The following is a 21,888-nucleotide window of genomic DNA, read 5'->3' as shown; positions in this document are numbered from 1 at the left end:
CGCCGCACCGGGTCGAATCGATTCCGCGCCAGGAGCTGTCCCCATGCCCGATATTTCCGTCTACCAGAACCGTCGTGCCCAACTTGCACAGGGCATGCACCGTGGGGTGGCGGTGATTCCCACCGCGCCCGAGCGCATCCGGAATCGGGACTCGCACTACCCGTTCCGGTTCGACAGCTACTTCCACTACCTGACGGGCTTTCCCGAGCCGGAAGCGGTGCTGTTGATCGTTGCCGGCGACCCTGCCCGCTCGCTGCTGTTCTGTCGCGAGAAGGATCCCGAACGCGAGATCTGGGACGGCTTCCGCTGCGGCCCGGAGGCGGCGCGCGAGCGCTGCGGTGTCGACGAGGCACATCCCATCGGCAGGCTGGACGAACTGGTGCCGGCGCTGCTCGAAAACCAGTCCGCCGTCTTCTGCGCCTTCGGCGCCGACCCTGCCTGGGACGATCGCATCACCCGCTGGCTGAACCGGGTGCGCGAGCGCGCTCGCGCCGGCGTTTCGGCGCCGACCGAGATCCACGACGTGCGTACCTTGCTCGACGAGATGCGATTGCGCAAGGACCCCGACGAACTCGTGCTCATGCGGCGTGCGGCAGACATCGCCGCGGCAGCGCACGTGCGGGCCATGCAGCAGACGCGGTCGGGCATGCGCGAGAACGAGATCGAGGCGGAACTCCTGCACGAGTTCCGGCGTCGGGGGGCGCAGGCACCGGCGTACAACCCCATCGTGGCAGCGGGCGCAAACGCCTGTGTGCTGCATTACGTGCAGAACGATGCCGTCATGCGCGACGGCGATCTGCTGCTGATCGACGCCGGCTGCGAAGTGGACGGCTACGCGTCCGACATCACGCGCACCTTCCCGGTCAACGGCCGCTTCGGCGCGGCACAGCGCGAGATCTACGAGCTCGTGCTGGAGGCCCAGCGTGCCGCGATCGATGCGGTGCGTCCCGGTGCGGCATGGGACGAGCCGCACGAGGCGGCGGTGCGTGTCCTGGCGCAGGGCTTTCTCGATCTCGGCCTGCTCCGCGGCACGCTCGATCAGGTGCTGGAGACCGGCGACTACCGGCGCTTCTACATGCACCGGACCGGCCACTGGCTCGGCCTCGACGTGCACGATGCCGGTGACTACAAGCGCGACGGAGCGTGGCGCCCGCTCGAGCCGGGCATGGTGCTTACCGTCGAACCCGGATGCTATGTCCGCCCCGCGGAAGACGTGCCCGACAGATTCTGGAACATCGGCGTGCGCATCGAGGACGATGTCGCCGTGACGGATGCAGGCTGCGAGGTGCTGACGGCCGGCGCACCGAAGCAGGTTACCGAGATCGAAACGCTGATGGCAGCCGCGCGCGCGCATGCAACCGCTGCCTGAACACGCGGCGTTGGTCATCGCCGGCGGCGGTCCGGTCGGCGCAGCGCTGGCAGTGGGACTGCGCGGCAGCGGCATCGAACCCGTCCTGCTGGAGGCGAATCCGGCACCCGTGGCCGACGACGACGCCCGCTTCCTCGCGCTCTCGTTCGGCAGCCGCCTCATCCTCGAACGCCTCGGCGTCTGGGCGCAGATCGAACCCTGTTCGACGCCGATCCGTTCGATCGAGGTGAGCCAGCGTGGTGGCTTCGGCCGCACGGAGCTCGACGCGAGCGACGTCCGTCTGCCCGCGCTGGGCCATGTCGTGCGCTACCGCGACCTGGCGCGCGCGCTGAGCGATACGGCCGGGACGTGCGCCCGCGTTGCCCGCGGCATGCGCGTCACCGACGTGAAGTCCCTCGGCGATTTCGCGGTGATCGAATGCGCCGACAGCAGCTCGCACGCGATCTCGACACCGCTGGTGGCGCTTGCCGACGGCGGCCGTTCGCTCACGGCGCAGGGTGCGCCGCGCGTGCGCGACTACCGCCAGTGGGCAGTGGTCGCCTGGGCGCACACGCGTGAAGGTCACGGCAATCGCGCCTACGAGCGCTTCACGGCGTCCGGACCCGCCGCCTTGCTGCCGGCCGCTCAAGGCTACTCGATCGTGCTCACGCTGTCGGAAACGGAGGCCGAGTCGTTGTGCCTGGCGACGGACGGTGTGTTCCTCGCACACTTGCAGATGACATTCGGCGAGCGTGCGCGTGGTCTGTGCGACTGCTCACCGCGCTCGCGCTTTCCTCTCGCTCTGCGCTACGCCGAGTCGGTCACGGCAGAGCGCGTGGCGCTCATCGGAAACGCCGCACAGACCCTTCATCCGGTGGCGGGCCAAGGCTTCAACCTCGGACTGCGGGACGCCTGGACGCTCGCCGGCATCGTGCGCGAAGCGCCGCGCGAAGGGCTCGGCAACCGCCAGATGCTCGCGCGCTATCGGCGCGAACGCGCGCGCGATCGCACCGCAGGCATTCTGCTCACCGACACGCTCGTGCGACTCTTCTCCAACGAGCGCGGCTGGCTGCGCGCAGCGCGCGGACTCGGCCTGACGATGCTCGACTTATCAGGTGCCCCCAAACGCTTTCTCATGCGGCGCATGATGTTCGGTTCGTAACGTCCCGCACCGTCACGGCACCTTCCGACGCTCTGTTGCGTGCGCGTGCCCTGCTGAAAATTTCAGCAGCGCGCTCTGTTGTCGGTGGGCGATTGTGATTACAATTCTTCCTCTTCCCCGCACACTCACTCCAACGCGCAGACCCGGCATGCAGATCGGACGCCATGCTATTCCCGGCGGGCTCGTGGCGGCTCCAATGGCAGGCGTCACCGATCGCGCGTTCCGGCGTCTCTGCCGTGATTTCGGTGCCGGTCTTGCGGTGTCCGAGATGGTGAGTGCGAAGCCCGAATTGCAGTCCTCCGCGAAGACGCGACGGCGCCTGGACCATGCCGGCGAGCCGGGACCGATCGCGGTGTAGATCGTCGGCGGCGATCCGCAGCAACTGGCAACGGCAGCTCGCGTGAACGTCGACGGCGGTGCGCAGATCATCGACATCAACATGGGCTGCCCGGCAAAGAAGGTGTGCAACGTGCACGCGGGCTCCGCGCTGCTCGCGGACGAGCCACTGGTGGCGCGCATCCTCATGCGTGTGGTCGGCGCCGTCGACGTGCCGGTCACGCTCAAGCTTCGCACGGGGCCCGATGTCACGAACCGCAACGCTGTGCGTGTGGCGCGCATCGCTGAGGAGGCAGGTGTGAAAGCGCTGGCGATCCATGGCCGCACCCGTGCCTGCGGTTTCAATGGACACGCCGAGTACGACACGATCGCTGCGGTCAAGGCGGAAGTGCGCATCCCGGTGATCGCCAACGGCGACATCGACTCGCCCGAGATGGCGAAGGCGGTGCTCGAGCGCACGCGCGCCGATGGCGTGATGATCGGGCGTGCGGCACAGGGCAGGCCGTGGCTCTTCCGCGAGATTCGCCACTTTCTCGAACATGGCCGTCGCGCACCGCCGCCCGCGACGAGCGAACTCCGCGCCGTGCTCGGCCGCCACCTGCGAGAGCTTCATGACATGTACGGCGAGCATCTCGGTGTTCGCATCGCGCGGAAGCACGTCGGCTGGTACCTGCGCTCCCTCGACGGCGCGACCGCATTTCGCGCGCGCTTTAACACTCTGGAGACCGCGGCGACCCAGCTGACGGAACTCGACGACTTCCTCGCGCGACTGGCCGATCACGGCGGTGCGCAGCAGGACCGTCGCCAAGCGTGGGCGGCGTAATGAAGGAAAACGAGATCGAGCGGTGCATCCGGCGCGCGATCGACGGCTACTTCCGTGACCTCGACGGCGAGGAGCCGAGCGCCATCTACGACATGGTGATCGGCTGCGTGGAGAAGCCGCTGCTCGAAATCGTGCTCGACAAGGCCCAGGGCAACCAAACGCGCGCGGCCGAGATGCTCGGGCTCAACCGCAACACGCTGCGCAAGAAGATGAAGCAGCATGGATTCAAGTAGGCGCTCACGGCGATACGCCTGACCGCCCGCTCAACGCATCCCCAATCACTCAATGAACACGATCAAGCAAGCGCTCTTAAGCGTCTCCGACAAGACGGGTCTCATCGATTTTGCGAAGGTTCTGCACGGCCTCGGCGTAACGCTGCTGTCCACCGGCGGCACGGCAGCCAGCCTGCGCGACGCCGGCGTTCCGGTCACGGACGTGTCCGCTCACACCGGCTTCCCGGAGATGCTGGATGGTCGCGTCAAGACCCTGCACCCGCGCGTCCACGGCGGCATTCTCGCCCGGCGCGATGTCCCGGCGCACATGGACGCCCTGGCCGCTCACGAGATACCTCCCATCGATCTCGTCGTCGTCAATCTGTACCCCTTCAGCGCCACCGTTGCGAAAGCGGACTGCACGTTCGACGAGGCGATCGAGAATATCGATATCGGCGGTCCGGCCATGGTGCGATCGGCCGCGAAGAACCACGCACACGTGGCCGTGGTGACCGACCCCGCGGACTACCCGGCGCTTGCCGCGGAGCTGTCGGCGAGCGGTGGCACGTTGAGCCGCGCGACGCGCTTGGCGCTCGCGAAGAAGGCGTTCTCGCACACGGCCGCCTACGATGGTGCAATCAGCAACTATCTCACCGCGCTGGAGGCCGGCGGCGGCCGCCACCGCTTCCCCACCCGGCTCAACCTGCAGTTCGACAAGGTGCAGGACCTGCGCTACGGGGAGAATCCGCATCAGGACGCGGCGTTCTACCGCGATCTCGAAGTGCCGCCCGGCACGCTCGCCGGCTACACGCAGGTCCAGGGCAAGGAACTCTCCTACAACAACATCGGTGATGCCGATGCGGCCTGGGAGTGCGTCAAGACCTTCGACGAGCCCGCCTGCGTCATCATCAAGCACGCCAACCCCTGCGGCGCCGCGATCGCCGACACACCGCTCGTCGCTTACCGCCTCGCCTTCGCCACCGACCCGACGTCCGCGTTCGGCGGCATCATCGCCTTCAACCGCGCGCTCGACGGCGCCACGGCCAGCGCCGTCGCAAAGCAGTTCGTCGAGGTGGTGATCGCGCCGGAGGTCGACGACGAAGCGCGCGCAGTGCTGGCGGCAAAGGCGAACATCCGTGTGCTGGTGGTGCCGCTGGGCGCAGGGGCGAATCGTTACGATCTGAAGCGCGTGGGCGGCGGGCTGCTGGTGCAGACACCGGATATCGCGAACGTCGCCGTCGACGAACTCAAGGTGGTCTCGCGCCGGGCGCCGACGCCCGCGCAGACGCGCGACCTCCTGTTCGCCTGGCGCGTGGCGAAGTTCATCAAGTCGAACGCCATTCTCTTCGCCCTCGAGGGACAGACCGTCGGCGTCGGTGCCGGGCAGATGAGCCGGGTCGACAGCGCGCGCATGGCCACCATCAAGGCACGCAACGCCGGGCTTTCGCTGCATGGTTCGGTGGTCGCCTCGGACGCATTCTTTCCCTTCCGCGACGGCGTCGACGTGATCGCGGAAGCCGGTGCCACGGCGATCATCCAGCCCGGCGGCAGCCTGCGCGACGAGGAGGTCATCGCTGCCGCCGACGAACACGGCATGGCGATGGTATTCACCGGCCTGCGCCACTTCCGGCACTGATCGTGAAGGCGCTCGTCATCGGCGGCGGCGGCCGCGAGCACGCCATCGCCTGGAAGCTTTCCACCTCGCCACGCGTATCGCGCGTGTTCGTCGCACCCGGCAACGCCGGAACGGCCCTGGAGAAGGGCCTCGACAACGTTCCCATCACGGCGATCGCACCGCTCGTCAAGTTCGCCGAGCGCGAGCGCGTCGCGCTCACCGTCGTCGGGCCCGAGGCGCCTCTTGCCGAAGGCGTCGTGGATGCGTTCCGCGCCGCGGATCTGCGCGTCTTCGGCCCGACCCAGGCCGCCGCGCGGCTGGAGACTTCGAAGGAATACGCGAAGGCGTTCATGCAAAGGCACAGTCTGCCGACGGCGGCGTGGCAGGCCTTCACCGACGCGTCGGCCGCTCACGCGCACGTCGACCAGACCGGTGCGCCGATCGTCATCAAGGCCGACGGACTCGCGGCAGGCAAGGGCGTGGTGGTGGCGACGAGCGCGGCCGAAGCGCATGCTGCGATCGACCAGATGCTGGTCCAGAACAAGCTGGGCGAGGCCGGCCGGCGGATCGTGATCGAGGAGTTTCTCGCCGGCGAGGAGGCGAGCTTCATCGTCATGGTCGACGGGAAGAACGTCCTGCCGCTCGCCACCAGCCAGGACCACAAGCGCCTGCTCGACGACGACCAGGGGCCCAACACGGGCGGTATGGGTGCCTATTCGCCGGCGCCCATCGTGACGCCGACCGTGTACGCACGCATCATGCGTGACGTCATCCACCCGACGGTCGCCGGACTCGAGCGCGACGGAACGCCTTACACCGGGTTCCTCTATGCCGGCCTCATGATCACGGCGGACGGCGGCGTCAAGGTGCTGGAATTCAACTGCCGGCTCGGCGACCCCGAGACGCAACCCATCCTCATGCGCTTGAAGGGAGACTTCTTCGCGCTGCTCGAGCACGGCGTCAACGGCACGCTGGACCGCATCGAAGCCGAGTGGGACCGCCGCACGGCACTGGGGGTCGTGCTCGCGGCGGCGGGCTACCCCGAGGCACCGCGCACCGGCGACGAGATCGACGGCCTGCCCAAGGCGGAGGAAGACTTCCACGTCTTCCATGCGGCGACCGCACTGCGCGGGGAGCGCGTGGTCACGAGCGGCGGCCGCGTGCTCACCGTCACCGCGCTCGGCGACAGCGTGCGGATGGCGCAACGCCGCGCCTATCAGGTCGCACAGCAGATTGCGTTCGACGGTTGTCAGATGCGGCGCGACATCGGTCATCGCGCACTCAGGCGACCCGTCTGACCGGGCCAGGCGCGCGTGGACACGCAGGGCGTCAAGGCATATCTGACCGACCTGCACGAGCGCATCGTCGCAAGCCTGGCGCAGGCTGATGGACACGCATTCCGGCGTGACCGCTGGGAGCGACCCGAAGGCGGCGGCGGTGTGAGCGCGCTGGTGGAGGAAGGAAACCTCTTCGAGCGCGCCGGCGTGCTCTTCTCCCACGTCCACGGCGAGCGTCTGCCGCCGTCTGCGAGTGCGGCGCGACCGGAGCTTGCCGGCCGCTCGTTCGAAGCGATGGGCGTCTCGCTCGTGCTGCATCCGCGCAACCCCTTCGTTCCCACCGTGCATCTCAACGTGCGCCTGTTCTCGGCGCAGCGCGCGGACGCGGCGCCCGTATGGTGGTTCGGCGGCGGCATGGATCTCACGCCGTACTATCCGTTCGAGGACGACGCGATCCACTTCCACCGCACGTGCCGCGCCGCGCTTGCACCCTTCGGCGCCGACCTGCACGCGCGCTTCAAGAAGTGGTGCGACGAGTATTTCTATCTGCGGCACCGCGGTGAACCGCGCGGCATCGGCGGCATCTTCTACGACGATCTCGCCACGCCGGACTTCGACACCTGTTTCGCGTTGACGCGCAGCGTCGGCGATCATTTTCTGACGGCCTATCTGCCGATCGTGGAGCGCCGCAGGAATCTGCCGTTCGGGGGGCGGGAGCGCGATTTCCAGGCATACCGTCGCGGGCGCTACGTTGAGTTCAACCTCGTTTTCGACCGCGGCACGCTCTTCGGACTGCAGTCCGGCGGTCGCACGGAGTCGATCCTGCTGTCGCTGCCGCCGCTGGTTAAGTGGCGTTACGACTGGCGACCGGAGCCCGGCACGCCGGAAGCACGTCTCTATGCCGATTTTCTCGTGGCGCGCGACTGGGTCTAGCGGGCATGCGCCAAGCATTGGTACCGAAACCGTTCTGCATCAGTCGAAACTTATGGGGATGATCATGAAGTGTGATTGGAGCACGGACATCAGCTTGCAGTATCGTCCCTCTGCCGTACACGGTTTTTCCCATGCGCGCCGGGGCACTTCCTGGCGTCTGGCGAAGCCCTGTGTACGGGCTTGCAGGAGTCTCCTTCTCGTGATCTTTGGCGCCCTCCCCGGGCGCCAGTTTTTTTCCTGCCACCGCGTCTGCAGTGCGCCGGCGTCGATTCTTAAGCCGCTGAATCTTGTGTCAAATTGACACGCGCAGAAATCTGGGGCTAAAGTCTGCCGTCGTTGCCTCGCTGCCCACTCCTCTCCTTCCATCTTCGGAGCATTCATGATCAAGAGATCCATCGCGACCAGTTTCGCACTTGCGCTGTGCATCGCGCTTGCCGCCTGCAGCAAGAAGGAAGAGGCGCCAGAACCCAAAGCCGCCGCCGCCAAACCTGCTGCAGGCGCTGCCGTCGTGAAGGTAGGCGTGGCATCGCCGCTGACCGGGCCGCAGGCGCACATCGGCAACGACATCAAGAACGGCGTGCAACTCGCGGTGGAAGACCTGAACGCGCAGGGTGTGGTCGTCGGCGGCAACAAGATCGAACTCGTGCTGGTGTCGGAGGACGACGAGGCCAATCCGACGAAGGCGACGACGGTGGCGCAGAAGCTCGCGGACGCAAAGGTCATCGGCGTTGTCGGGCACTTCAACTCGGGGGCATCCATCCCCGCTTCGAAGATCTATTCCGATGCCGGCATTCCCCAGATCTCGCCGTCGTCGACCAATCCCAAGTACACGCAGCAAGGCTTCAAGACGACGTTCCGCGTCGTCGCCCACGACGACCAGCAAGGCCCGACGCTCGCCAGGTTCGCGGTGGAGAAGCTGGGTGCGAAGAACATCGCCGTAATCGACGACAGCACCGCCTACGGCCAGGGTCTCGCCGACGCGTTCGAGAAGACCGCGGCCTCGCTCGGTGCGAACATCGTCGCGCGCGAGCACACGACCGACAAGGACACGGACTTCACCGCGATTCTCACCAAGATCAAGGGCGCGAAGCCGGACCTCATCATGTTCGGCGGCATCGACCCGCAAGCTGGTCCGATGGCGAAGCAGATGGCCTCACTCGGCATTCCGGCCAAGCTCATTGGCGGGGACGGCATGCAGACGCCGAACTTCGTCAAGCTCGCGGGCGATGCGGCGGAGGGTCAGATGGCTTCGATGCCAGGCCTGCCGAAGGAAAAGATGCCGGGCGGGCAGAAGTTCATGGAAAAGTACAAGGCAAAGTTCGGCAAGGACGTCGAGCTTTTCGCCCCGATGGGGTATGACGCGGTGTTCGTCTTCGTCGACGCCATGAAACGCGCCGGTTCGCCCGATCCGGCGAAGTACCTGCCCGAGGTCGGCAAGACCAGGATCGACGGCGTGATCGGCCCGATCGAGTTCGACGACAAGGGCGACCTCAAGAACGGACCGATCACCGTCTACGTCGTCAAGGGCGGTGCGTGGGCTCCGCTGGAGACCGTCATCCCGGGCGGCGGCGACAAGGTCGCAGCCGCCGCGCCGGAGAAGAAGGCCGCCGACGGCGGTTCCAAGTAGTTCTCACCCTTCCGCCATGAATCGTGCGGCACCCTAGGGTGCCGCGCGCACGTCATACCATGGACATCTTTCTGCAGCAGATCATCAACGGTCTGGTCCTGGGCAGCATCTACGCCCTGGTCGCACTTGGCTACACGATGGTCTACGGCATCCTCGGCCTCATCAACTTCGCCCACGGTGACATCGTCATGGTCGGAGCGATGGTCGCACTCGCCGTCTTCCAGCTGCTGGCGGCGGCCGGCCTGCCGGTGCCGATCACCCTGCTGGTAGCGCTGGCCGCCTCGATGACGATCTGCATCGCGCTCGGCGTGTCGATCGAGCGTGTCGCCTATCGTCCTCTGCGTCGCGCGCCGCGGCTGGCGCCGCTCATCACCGCGATCGGCGTATCGATCCTGATCCAGTATTCGGCGGCGCTGATCTGGGGCAAGCAGTACATCGCGCTGCCGCCGCTCTTCAAGACGACGCAACTGCACCTGGGCGGCGCCCACCTCACCGACCTGCAGGCCGCGATCTTTCTCCTCGCCTGCACGGTCATGGCAACGCTGTACTGGTTCGTCACGCGCACCCGGCTGGGAGCCGCGATGCGCGCCACCGAGCAGAACCCGGACATTGCCGGCCTCATGGGGATCAACATCAATCTCATCATCGCGCTCACGTTCGTGATCGGTTCCGGACTCGCGGCGGTGGCCGGGCTGATGGTCGTCCTCTACTACGGCATCGGCCACTACTACATGGGCTTCATCCTCGGCCTCAAGGCCTTCACCGCGGCCGTGCTCGGCGGCATCGGCAACGTGACCGGCGCGATGCTCGGCGGGCTCCTGCTCGGTGTCATCGAGAGCCTCGCCTCGGGCTACATCGGCGATCTGACCGGCGGCGTCTTCGGCAGCAACTATCGCGATGTGTTCGCCTTCCTCGTGCTCGTGCTCGTGCTGATCTTCCGACCGTCAGGGCTGATGGGCCAGCCTTCGGCAGAACGCGCCTGAGCCGGAGGAGCACGGTGCCCGGACTCAGGAACACGTCGTTCACGGTCCGCATCGTCGTCTACGCGGCAATAGCTGCGCTGTTACTGGTGCTCCCCTTCGTGGTCGAGCCGCTGCTCGGCCGCACCTGGGTGCGCATCATCGATGTGGCGCTGCTTTTCGTGATGCTCGCGCTCGGGCTCAACATCGTGGTCGGCTTCGCCGGCCTGCTCGACCTGGGGTACGTCGCCTTCTTCGCGGTCGGCGCGTATGTCTACGCGCTGCTCGCCTCGCCGCATTTCGGCATCCACTGGCCGTTCTTTCTGGTGCTGCCGCTGGGGGCCGCGGTCGCGTGTTTCTTCGGTGTATTGCTGGGGGCGCCGACGCTGCGACTGCGCGGCGACTACCTTGCCATCGTCACGCTCGGCTTCGGCGAGATCATCCGCATCTTTCTCAACAACCTGAACCGTCCCGTCAACATCACCAACGGGCCGCTCGGCATCACGCTGATCGATCCGATCCGTTTTGGCGACGTGTCCCTGAGTCAACACCACGTCCTCGGCGACCTCACGTTCGCCCCCGTGCACAGCTATTACTACGTCTTCCTCGCCTGCGCGCTGCTGTCCATCGCCATCTCGCTGCGGCTGGAGGATTCGCGCATCGGTCGCGCCTGGATCGCGATCCGCGAGGATGAAGTCGCCGCCAAGGCGATGGGCATCCACACGCGCAACGTCAAGTTGCTGGCATTCGCCATGGGGGCCAGTTTCGGTGGCATCTCCGGCGGACTGTTCGCCGCCTTCCAGGGTTTCGTAAGCCCGGAGAGCTTCGCGCTGCTCGACTCGATCATGATCCTCTGCATGGTGGTGCTCGGCGGGATGGGTCACGTGCCCGGCGTCGTGCTCGGCGCCATCCTGCTTACCGCGCTGCCGGAAGCGCTGCGCTATGTCGGGCCGCTGCAGCAGAGCTGGTTCGGTGAGGTGCTCATCGATCCTTCGGACCTGCGCATGCTGCTCTTCGGCCTGGCGCTCGTCCTCATGATGCTCTTTCGCCCTGCCGGGCTCTGGCCGTCGCGCGTGCGCAAGCGCGAATTCGCCGAGTGAGCGCGCTGCTCGAAGCCCGCGATGTGGGCAAGCGCTTCGGCGGGTTGCAGGCGCTCTTCGAGGTGTCGATCGCGATCGACCGCCATTCCATCTACGGCCTGATCGGTCCCAACGGTGCCGGCAAGACCACCTTCTTCAACGTGCTGACCGGTCTCTATGCCCCCGACGGCGGCAGCATCGTCTTCGACGGTGTGCCGATCGCCGGGCTCGAACCGCACGCGGTAGCCGCGGCCGGCATTGCGCGCACCTTCCAGAACATCCGCCTGTTCGCCAACATGACCGCCCTCGAGAACGCGATGGTCGGTCGTCACGTGCGCACGCGCGCCGGGGTGTGGGGCGCGATCACGCGCAATGCGGCGACCCGCGCCGAGGAGGCCGCGATCGCGCGGCGCGCGAAGGAACTACTCGACTACGTGGGGATTGGACGGCACACGCACGCCTTGGCGAAGAATCTTTCCTACGGCGACCAGCGCCGGCTCGAGATCGCGCGGGCACTCGCCACCGAACCGCGGCTCCTGGCACTCGACGAGCCTGCGGCCGGCATGAACGCGACCGAAACTGTCGCACTGCGCAGCCTCATGGAGCGTATCCGCGCCGACGGCGTCACGATTCTGCTGATCGAGCACGATGTGAAGCTGGTGATGGGCCTGTGCGACCGGGTGGCCGTGCTCGACTACGGCAAGAAGATCGCCGAAGGTGCACCGGCGGAAGTACAGCGCGACCCTGCGGTGGTGGAAGCGTACCTGGGCGGCGAGATCGCGTGAACGCGGCGGCCGACACGTCGAAGCCGATGCTCGAGGTGCGTCACCTGCGCGTGGCCTACGGCGGCATCAATGCCGTCAAGGGCGTCGACCTGGACGTCAAGGCAGGCGAGGTGGTCGCCCTCATCGGCGCGAACGGCGCCGGCAAGACCACCACCCTCAAGGCCATCACGGGGCTCGTCCACGCTGCCGGTGGCTACGTGCATTTCGAAGGCAGGCCGATCACCGGCCACCCCGCGCACACGCTCGTCCGGCAAGGCATCGCGCTGGTGCCGGAGGGACGCGGCATCTTCGGGCGACTCAAGGTCGAGGAGAATCTCGACATCGGCGCCTACTGCCGCTCGGACGGTGGCATCGCCGCCGACCGCGAGCGGATCTACAACCTTTTCCCGCGCCTCGCCGAGCGTCGGCGGCAACTCGCGGGCACGCTGTCCGGCGGCGAGCAGCAGATGCTCGCGATCGGCCGCGCGCTGATGAGCCGGCCGCGACTCTTGCTGCTCGACGAGCCGAGCATGGGATTGGCACCCATCATGGTTCAGAAGATCTTCGAGGTGATCCGCTCGATCGCGCGCGAGGGCGTCACCCTGGTGCTCGTCGAGCAGAACGCGAAACTCGCCCTGCAGGTGGGCGACCGCGGTTATGTGATGGAAAGCGGCAGCGTCTCGCTTGCCGACCGTTGCGACCGTCTGCTGGCCAACCCGCAGGTGCAGGCCGCCTATCTCGGCGAGTGATGCACGTCTGGAGACCCGCATGAAAAGCTATCGCAAGGAACTGTGGTTCAACATTCCGACCCGGGTGGGCTTCGTCAACATCACCGGCGAGGTGGAAGAGTGCCTGAAGGCGAGCGGGGTGCGGGAGGGTCTCGTGCTCGTGAACGCGATGCACATTACCGCGTCGGTCTTCATCAACGACGACGAGCCCGGTCTGCACCACGATTACCGCCAGTGGCTGGAGACGCTCGCTCCGCACGAACCGGTCGATTCGTACCGGCACAACGACACCGGCGAGGATAACGCCGACGCGCACATGAAGCGTCAGGTGATGGGCCGTGAGGTGGTCGTCGCCGTCACCGCTGGCCGGCTCGACTTCGGCCCCTGGGAACAGATCTTCTACGGCGAGTTCGACGGCCGTCGCCGCAAGCGGGTACTCGTCAAGATCATCGGCGAGTGACTGCCGGCCGTTTGGTGCGCCGCACCGCAGCCGTGGCCATTCCTTCCCGCAGCACGTAAGCCAGACCTGCCGCGACGCGGACAGGCAGCGGCACGAAACTTGCGCCGCCGGGTGTTCCCCCATTGCGTAATCGGGCTGAAGGCTATCTCAAGCCCATGTCGACCATCCAGCCATGCAAGTCGTTCGGGGCGGCCTCGTCGCAGTGACCGCCGCAGTTCTCACCGGCACGCTCGCCTTCCTGTACGTTCAGACCGCAGGCAGTGAACTCGGTCGGCAGGCCGAGATCACGTCCCTGCTGCGGCGCCTGCGGGAGATCGACGGCCACTGGGACAGTGAAGTGCTGCGGCGGGAACGCGGCGTGCGGCGGCTGGTGCCGGCGCTCGGTCGCCCGCCCGCCGAGGTCGCCCGCGTGGAACACGCGCTTGCGTCCGAAGTGCGCGCCAGCGATGACGCGGGTCTCAGCGAGGAATTCGCGCCGGTGGCGGGGGCATTTGCGGAAAAGAAAACCCTGATGACCCGGTACCAGGCGGCCAGCGCCGCGACGCAGGACACCCTGCGCGAGGCGCTTGCCGCCGTCCGCTCTTCCGCGATCGATCCCGCGACAGCGGCCAGGTTCGAGGCCTCGCTGCTCGCCTGCGACACCTCGCCGGCCGACAACACGAGCCGCCTGGAAGCCGACATTGCCGCGCTGGAGCAGCATGCGTCCAAGTTGACGGCCACCACCAGGAAGTCGCTGGAGGAACTGACTGCAACCCTGCGGACGTTCCTTGCGCAGCGCCGCGAGGAAGCGGAGACCGCGCACGATCTCGCCATCACCACCGCCGGGGCACGTCTCGACGCGTTCGCCTCAAGCGCGGAACAGCGCTTCGCGAAGGCAGTACAGAGGCGCGAGCTCTATCGCATCTACCTGCTGTACTACACCGGGGCGCTGCTCGTCCTGCTGGCGTACCTCGGGCTGCGCCTGTCTCACAGCTACCGCACGATCCGCCACATGAACCAGGCGCTGCGGCATGCCAACGACACGCTCGAACAGCGCGTGGCCGAGCGCACCGGCGAACTGAATTCGGCGCTCGCGAGCCTCCAGGAGTCGGAAGCACAGCTCGTCCACTCGGCGAAGATGTCGTCGCTCGGACAGATGGTGGCCGGCGTCGCGCACGAGATCAACACGCCGCTCGCCTACGTCAAGAACAGCCTTGGCGCGGTGACGGACCGCCTGCCGGAAGTCGCCGCCGCGCTGGACGATGCCTCCGCCCTGGTGCGCATGCTAGAGCAGGACACGGACTGCGAGGACGTACTCGACCAGCAGTTTTCCCGCACCGTCTCGCGGCTATCCCGGCTGCATGACGGGGGGGCCATCGAAGACCTCCGCGCGCTTGCCCGGGACGGGTTGCATGGCATCGACCAGATCGCGGGGCTGGTCGGCAATCTGCGCAGCTTCAGCCGCCTCGATCGCAGCCAGGTCGCGAGCTACGATGTCAACGCCGGGCTGGAGAGCAGCCTCGCGCTCGCCCGCCACCTGCTCGCAGCGGTCGAGGTACGCCGCGAACTCGCAGACGTGCCGTCGATTCGCTGCTCACCGTCGCAGGTGAACCAGATCTTCCTGAACCTCATCACCAACGCGGCACAGGCCATGGGCCATCAAGGCGCCTGCCTGACGCTGCGCTCGCGGGTGGAAGGGGCCGCCAGCGTCGCGGTCGACGTCGCGGACAATGGCAGCGGCATCGCACCCGAGGTGCTGCCGCGGATCTTCGATCCGTTCTTCACCACCAAGGAGATCGGCAAGGGTACCGGGCTCGGGCTCTCCATCGCCTACAAGATCGCCCAGCAGCACGGCGGTCGCATCGATGTGACCTCCACCCCCGGCGTGGGCACCTGTTTCACCCTGGTGCTCCCGATCGCCTTGCCGGCGGCCACGGAACTCGCCGCGTAGGCAGGGGCCGTCGATGAACCCGCGCACCCAGATCGGCAAGTACGAGATTCAGGGTGTTCTCGGCGAGGGCGGCATGGGCGTCGTGTACAAGGCGCTCGACCCCATCATTCGCCGGCTGGTGGCGATCAAGACCATCGAAAAGGCCCGCCTGGACGCCGGTGCCCAGCGCATGGGCATGGTGCGCTTCCGCAACGAGGCGCAGGCCGCCGGCCGCCTGCAGCACCCCGGCATCGTCGCCGTGTACGACTACGGTGAGGACGAGGAGATCGCGTACATCGTGATGGAATACGTGCGCGGCAAGTCGCTGCACGATCATCTCGCCACCGAGACCCGCTACGAGCTCGGGGAAGCCTGGCAGATCCTGCGCCAGCTCCTGGATGCGATCGGCTACTCCCATGCACAGGGAGTGGTGCACCGGGATCTCAAGCCCGCCAACATCCTCATCAACGAGGATGGCCGCATCAAGGTCAGCGATTTCGGCATCGCCCGCGTCGACGCCAACCAGTTCACCGAGGTCGGCGAGGTGCTCGGCACGCCTTACTACATGGCGCCCGAGCAGGTGCTCGGCGGCCCCATCGATCTGCGCGCGGATCTCTACGCCGTGGGCATCATCTGCTATCAGCTGCTGACGGGCCGACGCCCGTTCGCCGGCACGCCAATGGAGGTCATGCAGCAGGTCATCGACTTCATGCCGGTCGATCCCTCGCGCCTCAACCCGGCGCTGCCGCGCGATCTCGATCACATCATGCGCACTGCGCTCGCCAAGCGACCCGAGGACCGCTTCCAGAGCGCCCGCGAACTTGCCGAGCGCCTCCAGCAGACGCTCGACGCCGCGCTCCCGCCGCCTGCCGCAAATGCCGCGTCGGCAACGGAGAACCTGCCGACGCAGCCGATGAGGATGCCGACGCGGTCCGGGCCGATCGAGGTGACGCCCGTCACCATCTCCACGGAACCGCCGCCTGTCGCAGTCGAGCCGCGGCGACCGCGCATGCTCTTCGTGGACGATGACGAACGGATCCTGAACGCGCTGCGTTCGCTGGTGCGCGCCGAATACGACGTGACCACCGCCACGGATGGTGAGCAGGCGCTGGAAGCGCTGCAGACCGCCGCGTTCGACGTCATCGTGACCGACCAGCGCATGCCGAAGATGACGGGCGTGGAACTGCTGCGCCGCGTGCGACAGTCCGCTCCCGACACCGTGCGCCTGCTGCTCACCGGGTACTCCGACTTGGCCTCGATGGTGGGATCGATCAACGACGGTGAAATCTACCGCTTCGTCAGCAAACCCTGGGATAACCAGGAGCTCTCCGCGACTCTCAGGGAAGCCGTCACCCTCGCCGGCGCGCTGCGCGACATGCGCAACGACCCCGCACCGCTGCTCGAAATCGACGGCACCCTGCTGGTGGTCGAGCCCGAGCCGAATCTGATCCGCGCCGTGCGCGAGCTCTTCGGCCGCCGCTACAAGGTGCTGTACGCACCCAGCGCCGACAGCGCGCTCGATCTCATGGTGAACGAGGAAATTGCCGTCCTGCTGGCCGACATCGACAACCAGCAGGTGCAGGTGACGACCATGCTCAAGCTCCTGAAACAGGAGCAACCGCAGGTGCTGGCGATCGCGGCAACATCGGCATCGGATTCTGAAGTGCTGGTCGAACTCATCAACCAGGCGCAGATCCACCGGCTGCTGCACAAGCCGCCGGACTCCCGGGTGCTCAAGGAGCACATCGAATCCGCCATGGCGCGCCACCGCACGCTGCGCCAGAAGCCGGCGGTCGCACAGCGCCAGAAGACCCAGCCGCCGCCCGCGGCCGAACGCGAATCGAGCGTGGGGCAGAGTATTCTCGGCAAGCTCAAGCTGCTGCGTCGGCGCGTCGCGGGCGCCTGAACCTACCCGCGCGGACCCGGGCTGCCGGCCCGCGGGTTGCGCCGAGCCTGCGGAATGCCCTATCGTGCCGGGCCATGAGCACTCCCGATCTCAAGACTTTGATACGCACGGTTGCGGACTTCCCGAAGGCGGGCATTCTCTTCCGTGACATCACCACCCTGCTGCGCGATGCGGCGGGGTTTCGCACGTGCATCGAGCAGCTGGCAGAGGCTGTCGCGGGCATGTCCTTCCGGCGCATCGTCGGCATCGAGTCGCGCGGCTTCATCGTCGGTGCCGCCCTCGCGCACCATCTCGGTCGCGGCTTCGTGCCGATCCGCAAGGCGGGCAAGCTGCCGGCGGAGAATTTCGGTCACGATTACGAGCTCGAGTACGGTACCGACCGCGTCGAGATTCACGCCGACGCTTTGGCGCCCGATGAGCCCGTGCTGCTGGTGGACGATCTGCTCGCGACTGGCGGCACGGCAGTCGCGGCGTGCCGGCTCATCGCGATGACGGGCGCACGGGTCGCAGCGACCGCGTTCGTGATCGAACTCGACGGTCTCGGCGGGCGCGCGCGGCTCGAAGCCCTGCCGGTGCCGGTGCGATCGATCCTGACGTTCACCGAAGAGTAAGCTCCGGCCGCCAACAAAAAACCGGCACGAGGCCGGTTTTCTGATGGTGCCGCGGTGCTGGCGGCTTACATGGAAAGAATCCACTTCACCAGCTGCTGCGCCTGCGCTTCGGTGACATTATTCGGCGGCATGGGAATCTGACCCCAGGCGCCGCTGCCGCCCTTGATGACCTTATGCACCAGGGTGGCCTCGGCCGCCTTGTCACCCTTGTACTTCGCGGCGACTTCCTTGTAGCTCGGCCCGACCAGCTTCTTGTCGAGCGCATGACAGGCGAGACAGCCCGACTTCTGCGCGAGCTCCATGTTGGCATCGGCAGCCACCGCGACACCCGTGGTGAGCATGCCGGCGGCGAGCAGCGCTCCAGTCCATACTGATTTCATACCATTCTCCCGTGTTGTCGAACAGCGCTCGGATTGTAGCCCAGTCGCCGCCGCAGTTGCCGCGCGATCACGGTGATGGTGAATTCCGCCCGTGACGGCTCAGCCCCGGATGGCGACGATTTGCTCGAGATCGCGAAAGCTCGAAACAGGCGGCCCGCAGGTGACGCCCTCGCACACCCAGGCGTTGACGCCGGCACCGGGCACGGGCTTGTCCAGGACTGCCGGCAGGTCCGTCGCGCCGGCCGGAATAGCCAGGACGAGCGTGGACGGCTGGTAGGCCCGCGCCAGGGCCTGCTGCCACGCGCCCAGTGCAGCCGTTGTGCCGCGCAGCACCACTATCCGCGGCGGCGTCAGGTGCTCGTCGAGCGCAGTGAGCAGCGTCGAGTAACCCATTGGATGACGCTCCATCGCAGCGTGGAAAAGCTGCAGAGTGCGCTCGGCTGCCGCCAGGTAGCGCGGCTCCCCGACGACATGACCGAGCCGTTGCAGCGCGCAGGCAGCGACCCCGTTGCCCGACGGCGTCGCATCGTCGTGACCGGGCTTGGGGCGCAGGATGAGCGCTTCGTGGTCGCGGCTGGTGAAGTGGAAGCCGCCGCCTTCGTCCTCGAACCTGTCGAGCAACGCATCGGCGATCCGGCAGGCAAGCGCGAGGTCGCGCGACTGCCACCGGGCCTCGAGCATCTCCAGCAGACCGGCGAGGAGGAAGGCGTAGTCGTCGAGATAGGCGTTCAGATGCGCGCGCCCGTCCCTGCAGGTCGCGAGCAGGCGATCGCCGTCCCACATCGACTCGCACACGAAATCGAGAGCGCGCCGCGCGCTGGCCAGCCAGTCGTCGCGGGCGAATGTCCTCGCCGCGCGGGCCATCGCTCCAATCATCAGGCCGTTCCAGCTCGTGAGAACCTTTTCGTCGCGCCCGGGCCGGACGCGCCGCTCCCGCGCCTGGAAAAGCTTCCGACGGGCACTCGTGAGCAATTGCTCACATTCGTCAATCGCCCTGTTCTGTCGAGGAGCGATCTCGGCAAGCGGACGCGCGACACGCAGGTGCCAGTGTCTGCCCTCGAAGTTCGCGGACCGGTCGAGACCATAGTGCGGCGCGAGGACGGCGTACTCCTCCGGCGTGAGCATGGCTTGCACTTCGGTGGGGTTCCAGACGTAGAACCTGCCTTCCTCGCCTTCCGAGTCCGCATCCAGCGTCGAGTAGTACGCACCGGCCGGCGACTGCATCTCGCGGCGGATCCAGTCGACCGTCTCTGCGGCGACCCGTTCGAAGAGCGGATTTGCCGTCACCCGCCAGGCATCGGCGACGAGCGCCAGCAATTGCGCGTTGTCGTACAGCATCTTCTCGAAGTGCGGGATGGTCCACTCGGCGTCGACGCTGTAGCGACAGAATCCACCACCGAGCTGGTCGTAGACGCCGCCCTCCGCCATCTTCTCGAGCGTATAGGTCGTCACGTCGGTGACGGTCGCGTCGGCACGCTCGAACCCCCGGCGCAGGCAGAACGAGAGCTCCGCAGGATGCGGGAATTTCGGGGCGTCGCCGAAGCCCCCATGCACGCGATCGAAGGTCTGCAAATGCCCTTGCACCGCCAGCTCGATCAACTTGGAGTCGAACGTCACCGCGGCCGCGGCCGGTGCCTGCGGCACGGTGCGGGTGAGCGCTTCCAGGAGCGAGGCGTTCTGCGCCTCGATCGCTTCGCGCCGGGTGTGGTAGGCGGCCGCGACCCGCGGCAGCAGGTCGAGAAACCCGGGCAGGTTGTAGCGCGCCCGCTTGGGGAAATAGGTGCCGCTGAAGAACGGCTTCTGCTCGGGCGTGAGAAACACCGTAAGCGGCCAGCCGCCACCCCGGCCGTTCAGCATGGCGTGCGCGGCCTGGTAGATCTGGTCGAGGTCGGGGCGCTCCTCGCGGTCCACCTTGACGTTGACGAAGTCGCGGTTCATCGCCGCCGCCACCTCGACGTCCTCGAAGCACTCGTGCGCCATGACGTGGCACCAGTGACACGCGGAATAACCCACCGAAAGCAGAATCGGTTTGTCCTCCGCACGTGCCCGCCCGAGCGCCTCCGTCCCCCACGGATACCAATCGACCGGATTGTCTGCATGCTGCTGCAGGTAAGGAGAGGTTTCCCCGGCAAGGCGATTGGGCATCGGCGTGCTCCTCACAGTGCGCGGCGAAGTGCGCCGAGCGTGGTTCAGAGCAGACCCGCACGCACGCGATTGGTTGCGGCGGCGTGGCTATACTGCCGGATGCGCAGCGCAACCAGCGGAGAGCACTACCCATGAAGATTGAGACCCTCGCCGTCCACGGCGGCTACACACCCGATCCCACCACCAAGGCGGTCGCGGTTCCCATCTACCAGACCACGTCCTACGCCTTCGACGACACCCAGCACGGCGCCGACCTCTTCGACCTCAAGGTGAAGGGGAACATCTACACGCGCATCATGAATCCCACGACCGACGTGCTGGAGCAGCGACTCGCCGCGATGGAGGGCGGCATCGGCGGGCTCGCGCTCGCGTCCGGCATGGCGGCGACCACGTATGCGGTGATGACGATCACCGAGGCCGGTGACAACATCGTCACCTCCAGCGCGCTCTATGGCGGCACCTACAACCTGTTTGCCCACACGCTGCCGCAGTACGGCATCGAGGTACGCTTCGCCGATTACCGCAAACCGGCGAGCTTCGAGAAGCTGATCGACGACAGGACCAAGCTCGTGTTCTGCGAATCGATCGGCAACCCGCTCGGCAACGTCGTCGATTTCGGCGCGCTGGCGGACGTCGCGCACGCTGCCGGCATTCCGCTCATCGTCGACAACACGGTGCCCACGCCCTATCTGTGCCGGCCTTTCGAGCACGGCGCCGACATCGTCGTCCACGCGCTGACCAAGTATCTCGGCGGCCACGGCAATTCCATCGGCGGCGCGATCGTCGACTCCGGCAGGTTCCCGTGGGCCGACCACAAGAAGAAATACAAGCGGCTCAATGAACCGGACGTGTCCTACCACGGGGTGGTCTACACGGAAGCGCTCGGCCCGGCGGCCTTCATCGCCCGCGCCCGCGTCGTGCCCCTGCGGAACATGGGTGCCCCGATCTCGCCGTTCAACAGCTTTCTCATCCTGCAGGGCATCGAGACGCTCGCCGTGCGCATGGACCGCATCTGCGACAACACGCTGGCGGTCGCGCAATACCTGCAGAAGCACTCGAAGGTGATCTGGGTGCGCTACGCGGGGCTGCCCGACCACGCCGACCGGCCGCTCGTGGACAAGTACATGAGCGGGAAGGCATCCGGCATCCTCTCGTTCGGCATACGGGGCGGGCGCGAGGCCGGCGCCCGCTTCATCGACGCGCTCAAGCTGGTGACGCGCCTGGTCAACATCGGCGATGCGAAGTCGCTCGCCTGCCACCCGGCGACGACCACGCACCGCCAGCTCGGCCCGCACGAACTCGAACTTGCAGGCGTGTCCGAAGACATGGTGCGGCTTTCCATCGGCATCGAGCACATCGACGACATCATCGCCGACGTCGATCAGGCGCTCGCCGCCGCCTGAGGCCGGGCGTCTCCCGGCGCGCGGATCAGTCGGTCACTGCGCCACGGCTGGCGGTGGAGACGAGCCTGGCGTACTTCGCCAGCACGCCGCTGGTGTAGGGCGCGGGGCGCGGCTGCCAGGCGGTACGGCGTTGCGCGAGCTCGGCGTCGGCCACGTCGTCGAGCTGAATCGGCGGGACGAAGAGGTCATACGCGATTATTTGGGAAGGCGG

Annotated in this window: 19 protein-coding genes and 1 pseudogene; 17 read left to right on the top strand and 3 right to left on the bottom strand. The window is 66.9% G+C overall.

Annotation, left to right across the window (positions count from 1 at the left end; genetic code table 11):
* The first annotated feature begins 43 nt into the window (after positions 1–43).
* The 16 genes and pseudogenes from pepP to JNK68_07915 all read left to right on the top strand — a co-directional run bounded on the left by pepP (position 44) and on the right by JNK68_07915 (position 17,749).
* Complete coding sequence (pepP, locus tag JNK68_07990) at positions 44–1,369, top strand: Xaa-Pro aminopeptidase (protein MBL8540298.1); 1,326 nt, start codon at positions 44–46, stop codon at positions 1,367–1,369.
* Positions 1,353–2,510, top strand: coding sequence for an FAD-dependent monooxygenase (locus tag JNK68_07985; GenBank protein ID MBL8540297.1), 1,158 nt, complete (start codon positions 1,353–1,355; stop codon positions 2,508–2,510). Before pepP ends, JNK68_07985 begins: the two co-directional genes overlap by 17 nt.
* A 148-nt stretch (positions 2,511–2,658) precedes the next feature.
* A pseudogene (gene dusB / locus JNK68_07980) lies at positions 2,659–3,669 on the top strand (tRNA dihydrouridine synthase DusB).
* Positions 3,669–3,902, top strand: a complete 234-nt coding sequence (locus JNK68_07975; GenBank protein ID MBL8540296.1) for a Fis family transcriptional regulator — start codon at positions 3,669–3,671, stop codon at positions 3,900–3,902. The pseudogene dusB and the gene JNK68_07975 overlap by 1 nt, the downstream one beginning before the upstream one ends.
* A gap of 52 nt (positions 3,903–3,954) precedes the next feature.
* Positions 3,955–5,517: a bifunctional phosphoribosylaminoimidazolecarboxamide formyltransferase/IMP cyclohydrolase gene (gene purH, locus JNK68_07970; protein ID MBL8540295.1), complete on the top strand. Its 1,563-nt coding sequence runs from the start codon at positions 3,955–3,957 to the stop codon at positions 5,515–5,517.
* A gap of 2 nt (positions 5,518–5,519) precedes the next feature.
* The gene (purD, locus tag JNK68_07965; GenBank protein MBL8540294.1) at positions 5,520–6,794 is read left to right on the top strand and encodes a phosphoribosylamine--glycine ligase; all 1,275 of its coding nucleotides are present in this window, start codon (positions 5,520–5,522) and stop codon (positions 6,792–6,794) included.
* Positions 6,795–6,809: 15 nt separating this feature from the next.
* A complete protein-coding gene (gene hemF, locus JNK68_07960; GenBank protein MBL8540293.1) occupies positions 6,810–7,706 on the top strand; it encodes an oxygen-dependent coproporphyrinogen oxidase in 897 nt (298 codons plus the stop codon).
* A gap of 379 nt (positions 7,707–8,085) precedes the next feature.
* Complete coding sequence (locus tag JNK68_07955) at positions 8,086–9,333, top strand: branched-chain amino acid ABC transporter substrate-binding protein (GenBank protein MBL8540292.1); 1,248 nt, start codon at positions 8,086–8,088, stop codon at positions 9,331–9,333.
* A gap of 59 nt (positions 9,334–9,392) precedes the next feature.
* Positions 9,393–10,316: a branched-chain amino acid ABC transporter permease gene (locus JNK68_07950; GenBank protein MBL8540291.1), complete on the top strand. Its 924-nt coding sequence runs from the start codon at positions 9,393–9,395 to the stop codon at positions 10,314–10,316.
* A gap of 14 nt (positions 10,317–10,330) precedes the next feature.
* Positions 10,331–11,392, top strand: a complete 1,062-nt coding sequence (locus tag JNK68_07945; protein ID MBL8540290.1) for an ABC transporter ATP-binding protein — start codon at positions 10,331–10,333, stop codon at positions 11,390–11,392.
* Entirely contained in the window at positions 11,389–12,156 is a 768-nt protein-coding gene (locus tag JNK68_07940; GenBank protein ID MBL8540289.1) for an ABC transporter ATP-binding protein, read from the top strand. The genes JNK68_07945 and JNK68_07940 overlap by 4 nt, the downstream gene beginning before the upstream one ends.
* Positions 12,157–12,182: 26 nt before the next feature.
* The gene (locus JNK68_07935) at positions 12,183–12,884 is read left to right on the top strand and encodes an ABC transporter ATP-binding protein (protein ID MBL8540288.1); all 702 of its coding nucleotides are present in this window, start codon (positions 12,183–12,185) and stop codon (positions 12,882–12,884) included.
* 19 nt (positions 12,885–12,903) lie between these two features.
* Positions 12,904–13,323 (top strand): YjbQ family protein, encoded by a 420-nt coding sequence (locus JNK68_07930; protein ID MBL8540287.1) that lies wholly within the window; start codon positions 12,904–12,906, stop codon positions 13,321–13,323.
* A 172-nt stretch (positions 13,324–13,495) separates the two neighbouring features.
* A complete protein-coding gene (locus JNK68_07925) occupies positions 13,496–15,253 on the top strand; it encodes a hypothetical protein (GenBank protein ID MBL8540286.1) in 1,758 nt (585 codons plus the stop codon).
* Between the two features lie 13 nt (positions 15,254–15,266).
* A complete protein-coding gene (locus JNK68_07920; GenBank protein ID MBL8540285.1) occupies positions 15,267–17,138 on the top strand; it encodes a protein kinase in 1,872 nt (623 codons plus the stop codon).
* A gap of 74 nt (positions 17,139–17,212) precedes the next feature.
* Complete coding sequence (locus JNK68_07915) at positions 17,213–17,749, top strand: adenine phosphoribosyltransferase (GenBank protein ID MBL8540284.1); 537 nt, start codon at positions 17,213–17,215, stop codon at positions 17,747–17,749.
* A 65-nt stretch (positions 17,750–17,814) separates the two neighbouring features.
* Here the strand turns inward: JNK68_07915 and JNK68_07910 are convergent, their stop codons facing one another.
* Both JNK68_07910 and JNK68_07905 read right to left on the bottom strand, forming a co-directional pair.
* Positions 17,815–18,129, bottom strand: coding sequence for a c-type cytochrome (locus JNK68_07910; protein ID MBL8540283.1), 315 nt, complete (start codon positions 18,127–18,129; stop codon positions 17,815–17,817).
* Between the two features lie 99 nt (positions 18,130–18,228).
* Complete coding sequence (locus JNK68_07905) at positions 18,229–20,274, bottom strand: thioredoxin domain-containing protein (GenBank protein MBL8540282.1); 2,046 nt, start codon at positions 20,272–20,274, stop codon at positions 18,229–18,231.
* 131 nt (positions 20,275–20,405) lie between these two features.
* Here JNK68_07905 and JNK68_07900 point away from each other — a divergent pair, with 131 nt between their 5' ends.
* Positions 20,406–21,677, top strand: a complete 1,272-nt coding sequence (locus JNK68_07900; GenBank protein ID MBL8540281.1) for an aminotransferase class V-fold PLP-dependent enzyme — start codon at positions 20,406–20,408, stop codon at positions 21,675–21,677.
* A 25-nt stretch (positions 21,678–21,702) separates the two neighbouring features.
* Here JNK68_07900 and JNK68_07895 read toward each other — a convergent pair.
* The coding region (locus JNK68_07895) for a dihydroxy-acid dehydratase (protein ID MBL8540280.1) at positions 21,703–21,888 on the bottom strand (186 nt) is incomplete at its 5' end.

The organism is Betaproteobacteria bacterium, from assembly GCA_016791345.1.
Classification (GTDB): domain Bacteria; phylum Pseudomonadota; class Gammaproteobacteria; order Burkholderiales; family JAEUMW01; genus JAEUMW01.
The sequence above is the reverse complement of the archived record's forward strand: the minus strand, read 5'-3'. Positions and strand labels throughout refer to the sequence as shown.

What these genes read in the sequence shown, in the direction of transcription:
- pepP (MBL8540298.1), top strand. Translation starts at nt 44, where the DNA reads ATGCCCGATATTTCCGTCTACCAGAACCGTCGTGCCCAACTTGCACAG.
- JNK68_07985 (MBL8540297.1), top strand. Translation starts at nt 1,353, where the DNA reads ATGCAACCGCTGCCTGAACACGCGGCGTTGGTCATCGCCGGCGGCGGT.
- JNK68_07975 (MBL8540296.1), top strand. Translation starts at nt 3,669, where the DNA reads ATGAAGGAAAACGAGATCGAGCGGTGCATCCGGCGCGCGATCGACGGC.
- purH (MBL8540295.1), top strand. Translation starts at nt 3,955, where the DNA reads ATGAACACGATCAAGCAAGCGCTCTTAAGCGTCTCCGACAAGACGGGT.
- JNK68_07955 (MBL8540292.1), top strand. Translation starts at nt 8,086, where the DNA reads ATGATCAAGAGATCCATCGCGACCAGTTTCGCACTTGCGCTGTGCATC.
- JNK68_07950 (MBL8540291.1), top strand. Translation starts at nt 9,393, where the DNA reads ATGGACATCTTTCTGCAGCAGATCATCAACGGTCTGGTCCTGGGCAGC.
- JNK68_07935 (MBL8540288.1), top strand. Translation starts at nt 12,183, where the DNA reads ATGCTCGAGGTGCGTCACCTGCGCGTGGCCTACGGCGGCATCAATGCC.
- JNK68_07930 (MBL8540287.1), top strand. Translation starts at nt 12,904, where the DNA reads ATGAAAAGCTATCGCAAGGAACTGTGGTTCAACATTCCGACCCGGGTG.
- JNK68_07925 (MBL8540286.1), top strand. Translation starts at nt 13,496, where the DNA reads ATGCAAGTCGTTCGGGGCGGCCTCGTCGCAGTGACCGCCGCAGTTCTC.
- JNK68_07920 (MBL8540285.1), top strand. Translation starts at nt 15,267, where the DNA reads ATGAACCCGCGCACCCAGATCGGCAAGTACGAGATTCAGGGTGTTCTC.
- JNK68_07915 (MBL8540284.1), top strand. Translation starts at nt 17,213, where the DNA reads ATGAGCACTCCCGATCTCAAGACTTTGATACGCACGGTTGCGGACTTC.
- JNK68_07910 (MBL8540283.1), bottom strand. Translation starts at nt 18,129, where the DNA reads ATGAAATCAGTATGGACTGGAGCGCTGCTCGCCGCCGGCATGCTCACC.
- JNK68_07905 (MBL8540282.1), bottom strand. Translation starts at nt 20,274, where the DNA reads ATGCCCAATCGCCTTGCCGGGGAAACCTCTCCTTACCTGCAGCAGCAT.
- JNK68_07900 (MBL8540281.1), top strand. Translation starts at nt 20,406, where the DNA reads ATGAAGATTGAGACCCTCGCCGTCCACGGCGGCTACACACCCGATCCC.